This is a genomic window from Vibrio sp. 10N.222.52.C12 (assembly GCF_041474215.1).
In the GTDB taxonomy this organism is placed as follows: domain Bacteria; phylum Pseudomonadota; class Gammaproteobacteria; order Enterobacterales; family Vibrionaceae; genus Vibrio; species Vibrio crassostreae_C.
Genome location: NZ_JBFRTR010000132.1, coordinates 1 through 9,941, shown reverse-complemented (window position 1 = coordinate 9,941; position 9,941 = coordinate 1). Strand labels below are relative to the sequence as shown.

Below are 9,941 nucleotides of genomic sequence, written 5' to 3'. Positions count from 1 at the left end.
TGGTGGCTATAGCTCAGTTGGTAGAGCCCTGGATTGTGATTCCGGTGGTCGCGAGTTCGAATCTCGTTAGCCACCCCATTCTTTCTTTACAAAATATCGGTAGCTTCGGCTTCCAGTGTTGATTCATTATTCCCAAGAGTCGATACAAAACTAGTCGGTGAATAGCGCAGCTTGGTAGCGCATCTGGTTTGGGACCAGAGGGTCGGGGGTTCGAATCCCTCTTCACCGACCACTATTTCAATAATCGCTTTTAAGCGGTTATATAAAAAATTAGTGGTGGCTATAGCTCAGTTGGTAGAGCCCTGGATTGTGATTCCGGTGGTCGCGAGTTCGAATCTCGTTAGCCACCCCATTAATTTTGGTAGCTTCTTTGAAGTTCCCAGTTTGAGAAATCAAACGAAACGTCTCGGTGAATAGCGCAGCTTGGTAGCGCATCTGGTTTGGGACCAGAGGGTCGGGGGTTCGAATCCCTCTTCACCGACCACCTTAAGAAGCCCTAGTCGAAAGACTAGGGCTTTTTTACATCTGAAATTTAGATAACTTGAACAGAGTGGGGGTTCACCTGATGTTCAAAGAATGCCTCTTCACCGATCACTTAAGAAGCCTCAGTCGAAAGATTGGGGCTTTTTTACATCTGTCGTTTTAGTTTTTATCGATTTTGAATGTTGAGATCTTACCTGCTTCGGCACCTTGTCTGGTGTCGCCTCTGTCTCCCCCCTTCTTATATAAGAAAGATTCCTAACGATCTGCTTGATAATGGTGCTGCTACAGAGTTGCTTTCTTTATCAAATGTACAGTTCTATATCTAATTTTATATAAATGGAGTGCTCAATAATTCGACATATTAATGGGTTTGGTCTAAAGACTTTTATGAAAAGTGAAACCTGACCCTAAATTTGCTCACTAAGGCCTGAATTTGACAGCTTTGTACGCATTTGGTCGTTCAAAAACTCCTCTGATTTATTAGGCCTTTCGTTTGTCTGTTTTGTATTTACCAAAATAATACAGATGGTTAAATGTATGGCTAATTAACGTTTATCTGGTTGTTTTATTTGTTCAAATTAACAAAATTAGCGTTTGTTTCTATAGTGTTAATTGTTTTTTGGAATAATTATTTGTTTTTAGTGACTGGTAGTGAGATCTGCTTTGAAGCACGGCTTTAACTCTACAAGTAAGTAGTGGTAAGGAGTTTGTGAGTATTTCTTGCCGATAATATAATGTTGATTTTTCTTACTATATGCTCTTTTGGTGAATAGTTATGTGGCACTTTTGCTTGCTAAGCGTTTAATGTCGACTTTTTATCCTATTTTTGTTGCTTTTCTGTGAATTATTTGCCAAATTGTCAACCGTATAAAATATCAGAACAATATTCTGGTAAGAATGGATTCAATTTTGCAGACAGGGCAGAAAGCTGCCAAAGCAGTAGAGGTCTGGTAATGTCACTTTTAGAAGTAAAAAATCTTCGTATCGAATACCCATCTCGTCATGGAGTTCACGCCGCAGTTAAATCACTTTCGTTCAACATTGAACGTGGTGAGATTGTTGGTGTTGTAGGCGAGTCTGGTGCAGGTAAATCAACAGTAGGTAATGCTGTGATCGATTTGCTGAGCCCTCCTGGCCGCATTGCTAGCGGCGAGGTATTTCTGGATGGCGAAAAAGTCTCTGGTTTATCTCCTGAACAGATGCGTTCTGTTCGCGGCTCAAAGATTGGTTTTATCTTCCAAGACCCAATGACTTCTCTTAACCCTCTATTCACAGTAGAACAGCAGTTAAAAGAGACGATTCATGCCAACATGAAGGTTTCGGATCAAGAAGCCTACCAGCGCTCATTAGACTTGATGAACCAAGTGGGTATCCCACAACCAGAAAACCGTTTAAAGCAGTACCCTCACCAATTCTCTGGCGGTATGCGTCAGCGTGTGGTTATCGCGATCGCATTGGCAGGTGAACCTGACCTAATCATCGCAGATGAACCAACAACAGCACTGGATGTTTCTATCCAAGACCAGATCTTGGGTTTGATTCGCGACCTATGTATTAAGAAGAACGTAGGTTGCATGTTGGTCACGCACGACATGGGCGTGGTATCTAACGTTACCGACCGCGTAGCCGTTATGTATCGTGGTGACTTAGTTGAGTTTGGCCCAACAGCGAAAGTTCTGGGTACTCCTGAGCACCCATATACACACAGTCTTATCTCTGCGGTTCCTCGTTCGGATCGCAAACTCGATCGTTTCCCTCTTGTTAGCTACATCGAAGAAGCACAAGAGATGGAACCATTGGATGTGAAGAACCACTGGTTAGGTCAAAGCCAAGATCACCGTGATTACACTGGCCCTCTGTTGAACGTTGAGAACGTAAACTTACGCTTTACTACCAAAGATTCTTTCTTTGAGAGCCGTCGTGAGTACGTTCAAGCATCAAACAACGTGAGCTTTGAAGTGCATGAAGGTGAGACGTTTGGTTTAGTAGGTGAATCAGGTTCAGGTAAATCAACGATTGCTCGTGTGATTGCTGGCTTGTACGCACCAAACTCAGGCAAGGTAACGTTTGAAGGCGTTGATCTTACTGGTCTGAAATCTGAAAAAGAACGTCGCCCTATGCGTCGTCAAATGCAGATGGTTTTCCAAAACCCTTACACATCAATGAACCCTCGAATGAAGATATTCGACATCATTGCTGAACCTATCCGATTCCATAAGCTTACTCGCAACGAAAATGAAACTCGTCAGATCGTGAACGACCTGCTAGAGCACGTGGGTTTAGGCAAAATGGCTGGGGTGAAGTACCCACACGAATTCTCAGGTGGTCAACGTCAGCGTATTTCTATCGCTCGCGCTTTGGCGACTCGCCCACGTCTTTTGATTTGTGATGAACCAACATCGGCACTGGACGTGTCGGTACAGGCTCAGATTCTTAACCTACTAAAAGACTTACAAGACGAGCTAAACCTAACCATGCTGTTCATCAGTCACGATCTACCGGTTATTCGCCAAATGTGTGACCGTGTTGGTGTGATGCAGATGGGGACATTATTGGAGGTTGCGCCAACGGAGCAGCTGTTCCAATCACCTCAGCATGAATACAGCAAACAACTGATTTCTTTAATGCCTGAATTTACAGGCTTAAGAGAAGAAAAAGCAGTGGCACAAGCCGCGGTATAAAAATCAGCAGGCTGGAGTTTAGCTTGCTAACAACAATAAACAGACGCAAATACAACAACTAGGGATCTGGATTCCCGCATGAAGGAGTTATGCAATGAAAACCATGAAAAGCAAATTAGCAGTAGCTTTAATGGCAGCTGGCCTAAGCTTTAGTGCAGCAGCAGCAGATATTACCGTTGGCTACGCAGCTGACCCAGTATCACTTGACCCGCACGAGCAGCTGTCTGGTGGCACACTGCAAATGTCTCACATGGTGTTTGACCCTCTAGTACGTTTCACTCAAGAGATGGATTTTGAAGGCCGCCTAGCATCTAGCTGGGAGCGTGTTGATGAAACGACTTTCCGCTTCAACCTACGTAAAGGTGTGAAATTCCACTCTGGTAACGAACTGACTGCTGATGATGTTGTGTGGACTTTTGAACGTCTACAAGCTTCTCCAGACTTTAAGTCTATCTTCACGCCATACGAAAAAATGGTAAAAGTGGATGACTACACAGTTGAGCTAGTATCAAAAGCGGCTTACCCACTAGTACTACAAACAGCAACTTACATCTTCCCAATGGACAGCAAGTTCTACTCTGGCCAAACAGCGGAAGGTAAAGACAAGTCTGAGCTAGTTAAGCACGGTAACTCGTTTGCTTCGACTAACGTTTCAGGTACTGGTCCATTTATCGTAACGCAGCGTGAGCAAGGCGTTAAAGTAACGTTCGAGCGTTTCAACGATTACTGGGACACAGAAACTGAAGGCAACGTAGACAAGCTAACACTTGTGCCAATCAAAGAAGACGCGACACGTGTTGCAGCACTTCTTTCTGGCGACGTTGATATGATTCACCCAGTAGCACCAAACGATCACAAGCGTGTTAAAAACGCTAAGAACATCGATCTAGTGACGCTACCTGGTACTCGTATCATCACGTTCCAAATGAACCAAAACAGCAACGAAGCACTTAAAGATGTTCGCGTTCGTCAGGCGATTGTTCACGCAATCAACAACGAAGGTATCGTTAAGAAGATCATGAAAGGCTTCGCAACAGCAGCTGGTCAGCAAAGCCCAACAGGCTACGCGGGTCACAACGAAGACCTAGTTCCTCGTTACGATCTGAAAAAAGCGAAAGAGCTGATGAAAGAAGCGGGCTACGAAGATGGCTTTACGCTAACTATGATGGCTCCAAACAACCGTTACGTGAACGATGCGAAAGTAGCGCAAGCGTCTGCGGCAATGCTGTCTAAGATTGGTATCAAAGTTGATCTTAAAACTATGCCTAAAGCACAGTACTGGCCTGAGTTTGACCTATGTTCAGCAGACATGATGATGATCGGCTGGCACTCAGATACAGAAGATTCAGCTAACTTCAACGAGTTCCTAACTATGACTCGTAACGAAGAGACTGGCCGTGGTCAATACAACTGTTCTGGCTACTCAAACCCAGAAATGGATGCGATCGTAGAAGCTTCTAACACTGAAACTGACTCAGTTAAGCGTGCTGAAATGCTGAAAGGCGTTGAAGCAACACTTTACAACGACGCAGCATTCGTACCGCTACACTGGCAAAGTGAAGCGTGGGGCGCGAAGTCTAACGTTGGTGCAGCAGACGTAGTAAACCCAATGGTTATGCCTTACTTCGGCGACCTAGTTGTAAAATAATCTAGCTTGCTAGAATCGAGAGCCTGAAGCTTTTCAGGCTCTCAAATTATTAAGATATAGATTTAAGTTTCGGTATTTGGTCTTCCTTCAGTCTGGCTAAATACCTTTTTTAAGACTGAATTTTGTTATCTAGTCGTGGATTTCGACTAGATAGTCATGGATAGATAAGGGGCAAGGAATGGTTACGTTTCTGGTCAAGCGCCTGTTTCAGGCACTGATAGTGATGTTTGTGATCAGTTTGGTGGCGTTTGCCATTCAGGATAACCTGGGCGACCCGTTGCGTGAGTTAGTCGGTCAATCTGTTTCAGAATCGGAGCGTCAAGCGCTGCGTGATGAACTCGGCTTAAATGATCCCTTCATTACAAAATACACTCGCTTTGTGGGCGCAGCTCTACAAGGTGATCTTGGTACTTCATATTTCTTTAAACGCCCAGCTGTGGACGTAATCTTAGATAAACTAGTCGCAACGCTTGAGCTTGTGTTCGGCGCTTCTCTGATCATTGTTTGTCTGTCGATTCCACTTGGCGTTTATTCTGCAATACACCCAAAAAGCTTCTTCACTAAACTGGTGATGGCGGGCAGTAGTATCGGCATTTCTGTGCCTGTTTTCTTAACCGCAATCATGTTGATGTATGTATTCTCTATTGAGTTAGGTTGGCTGCCGTCGTTTGGACGTGGTGAGACCGCAAACTGGTTTGGCTGGGAGTCTGGTTTCTTAACGATAGATGGCCTTGCACACTTAGTGCTGCCGAGTATTGCTCTAGCATCTATCATGCTGCCTCTGTTCATTCGTCTAGTACGCTCTGAAATGCTAGAGGTTCTTAGCTCTGAATATATCAAGTTTGGTAAAGCAAAAGGCCTAGCGCTGAACAAGATTTACTACCAACACGCTTTGAAAAACACAATGCTGCCAGTACTAACGGTAGGCGGTGTTCAAATCGGTACTATGGTGGCTTACACCATTCTTACTGAAACTGTATTCCAGTGGCCGGGTACCGGCTTCCTATTCCTTGAAGCGATTAACCGAGTGGATACACCACTGATTACCGCATACGTTATCTTCGTTGGCCTGATCTTCGTAGTAACTAACACCATTGTTGACCTGCTATACGGCATCATTAACCCAACAGTGAACATCACAGGGAAAGGAGCATAATCATGGAACAAACAACAACAGCTCCATCTCGTTGGGAGCGATTCAAGCAGTCAGACATTCTGTACTACTTCTTACGTGACAAAGTGGCAATGGTGAGCTTCGCTATCTTTGCAGCTTTCCTTGTTATGGCATTAGCGGCACCTATTCTAGCGCCAACAGACCCGTATGACGTGACGTCTATCGACATCATGGATTCTGAGTTGCCACCATCTTGGATGGAAGACGGCGAAGAACGCTTCCTACTGGGTACTGATGAGCAGGGTCGTGACATCTTATCTACGATGCTTTACGGCTCGCGTCTGTCATTGACGATCGGTTTCCTAGCGGTAGGTCTTCAGCTGACTCTCGGTATCATCATTGGCTTGTCTGCAGGTTACTTCGGTGGTCGTATTGATAGCTTCCTGATGCGTTTTGCCGATGTTCAGCTTTCGTTCTCAACCATGATGGTTGCGATCATTGTCTCGGCCATCTTTAAGGCGAGTTTCGGTAGTGACTTCTACGCGCAATATGCGGTTGTTATGCTGGTGGTGATCATCGGTATTGCTGAATGGCCGCAGTATGCTCGTACGATTCGTGCATCGGTATTGGCAGAGAAGAAGAAAGAGTACGTAGAAGCGGCACGTGTGATGGGCTTTAGAGCGCCTCGCATCATGTTCCGCCATATTCTGCCTAACTGTTTATCACCGATTTTGGTTATCTCTACGGTACAGGTGGCAAATGCCATCATGTCAGAAGCGGCACTTTCTTTCCTCGGTTTAGGTCTTCCGGTAGACCAACCGTCACTCGGTGCCCTGATCAGTACTGGTTTTAACTACATTTTCTCAGGAGCATGGTGGATCACAGCATTCCCAGGTGTGCTTTTGGTAACATTGGTTCTCGTTATTAACCTATTAGGCGACTGGTTACGTGACGTGTTTAACCCGAAAATTTATAAAGGGTGATAGCCCGGTTTGATTTTTAGTAAAAAAAGTCACTAAATTAAGAGCCGTAAGCAATTACGGCTCTTTTTTTGCTTAATGGATCTGGAACTTAGTATTATTGACAGTGTCAATAATAGTTAAAATGGAATTCATGTTTTATCGACATAGATTCGGTAATAATTAGCCCGCAAGGGTTTAAGTGGTGGTTATGAAATTGACAATGAATGCTGTATGTCGTGCTGTGACGAGAAATTATCGTATGGGACTTATCGCTGCATCTCTTTTGGTATCGAGCCAAGTGAATGCAGAGTCGGTTCTATGTGATGCAACTCAGGCAAGCACCAACCAATTACCACAGCTAGAGCAATCATGTCCGATCGGTAAGGGCGTGTGGGGCAGTAAAGCACCAAAACGTCATTCAGATAACGAACTGTTTTGGGTTCAATGTGGCCTGCTGAACAAGCCTTTGTCACTGAGCCGAGCAAAGCCTCTGTATGAGAAGATCTCGACCAACGTTTGGATGAAGCCGGAAGGCGGAGACTACCGTTGCTTAATCGGACCTTATTCTACCTTCTCTGATGCGAGAAAAGACCTAGCTCAGGTGCGTAAGGTTTCTGGTTACGGTGAAGCCTTTATTCGTATGGTCGATAAGTCGAAAACCTCATCACAGCCTATTGTGGCAAAACCAGCAGAGCCAAAAGCTGTAAAGCCTAAGGCTCCTGTAAAAGTAGAAGCTAAACCTGCGCCGAAACCTGTGGCGGTTAAGCAAGCGGCTGCGGTAACGAGTGCTGCCGCTATTCAGACGCTACCAAGCGGTAATGCGAGTACAGACAACGATCTAGAAATCGAAATTCGCGTGACAGCCAATGTGTCGGGCAACCAATATGCTATTCCTTACCTCCTAGACCATCAGCAGCAGTTCTATATGGAGCAAGGCAAGCCTTGGAGCCGCCTCGATTACGGTAGCGCTGAATTAGTCTGCAATAAGGTCAACATGAAGCTGATGACTGAAAAGCAGTGGCAGAGTATTTTGGGTTCAAAAGTCATGGAAAAACAGAACTGGCCAATGCACCTACCTTACTGGGGCGCAGATAAGAAAGGTCTGTTTACTAACGGTAACGTGAATCAACTAAAAGGGTCTTCACTGCTCAATGTGATGTGTGTGAAATAACTCCGACATGCAGTAATACCAAACAAGCCTCAGCTAAAGCTGGGGCTTTGTTATTTTTAAATCTTTCTTTTTCAATGTTGGTCTAAGTTGTTGATGTTTATTTCTTCAAAACGAATTTGATTAAATATCGTTAAAAGTTGTTCAAATAGAGCCGTTGATGCGTAGAAAACCATAACTCAAGCAATAAGGTGATTGAGATTATGAGTTTGAAAAAACGATTAGAAGACGTGGCTCCGCGCTTCGAAGCGGGTGGTAAGTACGAAAAGCTTTACCCAGTGTATGAGGCTTTTGCGACCATCTTTTACACGCCCGGCAACGTAAACCGCGGCATAACCCATGTTCGAGACAGCATAGACCTCAAACGCATCATGATTCTGGTGTGGCTAGCAACTTTTCCCGCAATGTTCTGGGGTATGTACAACGTAGGTCAGCAAGCCGTGATGGGTTTGACTGCTACCTATTCTGGCGCCGAGCTAGCCTCTATCATTGACAGCAGTTGGCGCTTATCGTGGGCGTTTGGTAGTGCTGACGCTATAGTCTCCAGTGGATGGGGAAGCCAGATGTTTCTCGGTGCTCTCTATTTCCTACCCGTTTATGCCACGGTATTTGTGGTTGGTGGCTTTTGGGAGGTGTTGTTTGCGGTTGTGCGAAAGCACGAGGTTAATGAAGGCTTCTTTGTTAGCTCGGTTCTCTTTGCCTTAATTCTCCCGCCAACGATTCCGCTATGGCAGGCTGCTCTAGGTATCACCTTTGGTATTGTCGTTGCCAAGGAGTTGTTCGGTGGTACTGGGCGAAACTTCCTTAATCCTGCGCTGGCAGGTCGGGCATTCCTTTACTTCGCTTATCCTGCCAACATGTCGGGTGGCTTAGTATGGGTTGCCGCTGACGGCTATTCAGGTGCGACACCGCTGAGCCAATGGTATGAAGGCGGTAGTTCGTCACTCATCAACAACATGACAGGTAAGGCGATCACTTGGATGGATGCCTTCATCGGTAATATTCCGGGCTCAATGGGCGAAGTGTCTTCACTGCTGATTATGCTGACCGGTGTGATTTTGATTGTGATGAAGATAGCTTCTTGGCGCATTGTAGCTGGGGTGATTGTCGGTCTTGTGGTGACGTCGAGCTTGATGAACTGGATTGGCTCAGAGACTAACTCGATGTTCTCGATGCCGTTCTACTGGCACTTTGTGTTGGGTGGTGTGGCATTTGGTACTTTCTTTATGGCAACGGATCCGGTTTCCGCTGCGTTTACTAATCAGAGTAAGTGGGCTTACGGGATTTTGATTGGTGTAATGACGGTCGGTATCAGAGTGCTCAACCCTGCTTATCCAGAGGGGATCATGCTTGCTATCTTGTTTGCTAACCTGTTCGCACCATTGTTTGACTTTGTTGTAAAAGAGCAAAACATCAAGCGCAGACAAAAACGCGCAGCACGATAATAAATATGACCCAAAAGAAAAAGGCTTGCATTAGTGCAAGCCTTTCTATTTTTATCACGATCGATTTGAAGTTGATTTAACTCCACTTCAAATCAATCTCGAACGGTTGTGTGCTACCACAGTGTTCACCACACATTTCGTCATAAGCACTGTTATGAATTAGAGTTGCCGACGCCACACCCTGATCACTAAAGTGGTCACGTGCTTGATTGACACTCAAAAATTTCATTGGGTGCTGGTGGTCGTCTTTAATTAACTGCTTTTGCTCACCAACGATTTGGTAAGCCAAGTAAATCCCGCCTTCAAATGATTCAATTAGTAGATTCATCACAAACTCCATTTTTCTAGTTAGGTGGATATTGGTGTTACGTCGAATCGAGAACCAAGGTTCAAAGCGGGCATAAAAAAAGCAGTCCCAAGGGCTAATGCCGATCAGTTAA

7 protein-coding genes and 4 tRNA genes are annotated in these 9,941 nt (G+C 45.0%); 10 read left to right on the top strand and 1 reads right to left on the bottom strand.

Going from position 1 to position 9,941, the window contains the following annotated elements:
- Nucleotides 1–2: 2 nt before the first annotated feature.
- From AB4623_RS20965 to AB4623_RS20920, 10 genes are all read left to right on the top strand, one after another.
- Nucleotides 3–78: transfer RNA gene (locus AB4623_RS20965), tRNA-His, on the top strand.
- 77 nt (nt 79–155) lie between these two features.
- Nucleotides 156–232: transfer RNA gene (locus AB4623_RS20960), tRNA-Pro, on the top strand.
- A 44-nt stretch (nt 233–276) separates the two neighbouring features.
- A tRNA-His gene (locus tag AB4623_RS20955) sits at nt 277–352 on the top strand.
- A gap of 55 nt (nt 353–407) precedes the next feature.
- Nucleotides 408–484: transfer RNA gene (locus tag AB4623_RS20950), tRNA-Pro, on the top strand.
- A gap of 952 nt (nt 485–1,436) precedes the next feature.
- Entirely contained in the window at nt 1,437–3,164 is a 1,728-nt protein-coding gene (locus AB4623_RS20945) for an ABC transporter ATP-binding protein (RefSeq protein WP_017060132.1), read from the top strand.
- Nucleotides 3,165–3,258: 94 nt separating this feature from the next.
- On the top strand, nt 3,259–4,812 hold the full coding sequence (locus AB4623_RS20940) for an ABC transporter substrate-binding protein (protein WP_372147329.1): 1,554 nt from the start codon (nt 3,259–3,261) through the stop codon (nt 4,810–4,812).
- A gap of 178 nt (nt 4,813–4,990) precedes the next feature.
- Nucleotides 4,991–5,968 carry an ABC transporter permease gene (locus tag AB4623_RS20935; RefSeq protein WP_008218600.1) on the top strand — a complete coding sequence of 326 codons (978 nt, stop codon included), beginning with the start codon at nt 4,991–4,993 and terminating at the stop codon, nt 5,966–5,968.
- Between the two features lie 2 nt (nt 5,969–5,970).
- Complete coding sequence (locus AB4623_RS20930; RefSeq protein ID WP_017060135.1) at nt 5,971–6,909, top strand: ABC transporter permease; 939 nt, start codon at nt 5,971–5,973, stop codon at nt 6,907–6,909.
- 187 nt (nt 6,910–7,096) lie between these two features.
- The gene (locus tag AB4623_RS20925; protein ID WP_372147328.1) at nt 7,097–8,059 is read left to right on the top strand and encodes an SPOR domain-containing protein; all 963 of its coding nucleotides are present in this window, start codon (nt 7,097–7,099) and stop codon (nt 8,057–8,059) included.
- Between the two features lie 200 nt (nt 8,060–8,259).
- The gene (locus AB4623_RS20920) at nt 8,260–9,501 is read left to right on the top strand and encodes an NADH:ubiquinone reductase (Na(+)-transporting) subunit B (protein ID WP_123302147.1); all 1,242 of its coding nucleotides are present in this window, start codon (nt 8,260–8,262) and stop codon (nt 9,499–9,501) included.
- A gap of 76 nt (nt 9,502–9,577) precedes the next feature.
- Here the strand turns inward: AB4623_RS20920 and AB4623_RS20915 are convergent, their stop codons facing one another.
- Nucleotides 9,578–9,841, bottom strand: coding sequence for a DUF6482 family protein (locus AB4623_RS20915; protein ID WP_333918956.1), 264 nt, complete (start codon nt 9,839–9,841; stop codon nt 9,578–9,580).
- Nucleotides 9,842–9,941 lie beyond the last annotated feature (100 nt).

What these genes read in the sequence shown, in the direction of transcription:
- AB4623_RS20925 (WP_372147328.1), top strand. Translation starts at nt 7,097, where the DNA reads ATGAAATTGACAATGAATGCTGTATGTCGTGCTGTGACGAGAAATTAT.
- AB4623_RS20940 (WP_372147329.1), top strand. Translation starts at nt 3,259, where the DNA reads ATGAAAACCATGAAAAGCAAATTAGCAGTAGCTTTAATGGCAGCTGGC.
- AB4623_RS20930 (WP_017060135.1), top strand. Translation starts at nt 5,971, where the DNA reads ATGGAACAAACAACAACAGCTCCATCTCGTTGGGAGCGATTCAAGCAG.
- AB4623_RS20945 (WP_017060132.1), top strand. Translation starts at nt 1,437, where the DNA reads ATGTCACTTTTAGAAGTAAAAAATCTTCGTATCGAATACCCATCTCGT.
- AB4623_RS20935 (WP_008218600.1), top strand. Translation starts at nt 4,991, where the DNA reads ATGGTTACGTTTCTGGTCAAGCGCCTGTTTCAGGCACTGATAGTGATG.
- AB4623_RS20915 (WP_333918956.1), bottom strand. Translation starts at nt 9,841, where the DNA reads ATGGAGTTTGTGATGAATCTACTAATTGAATCATTTGAAGGCGGGATT.
- AB4623_RS20920 (WP_123302147.1), top strand. Translation starts at nt 8,260, where the DNA reads ATGAGTTTGAAAAAACGATTAGAAGACGTGGCTCCGCGCTTCGAAGCG.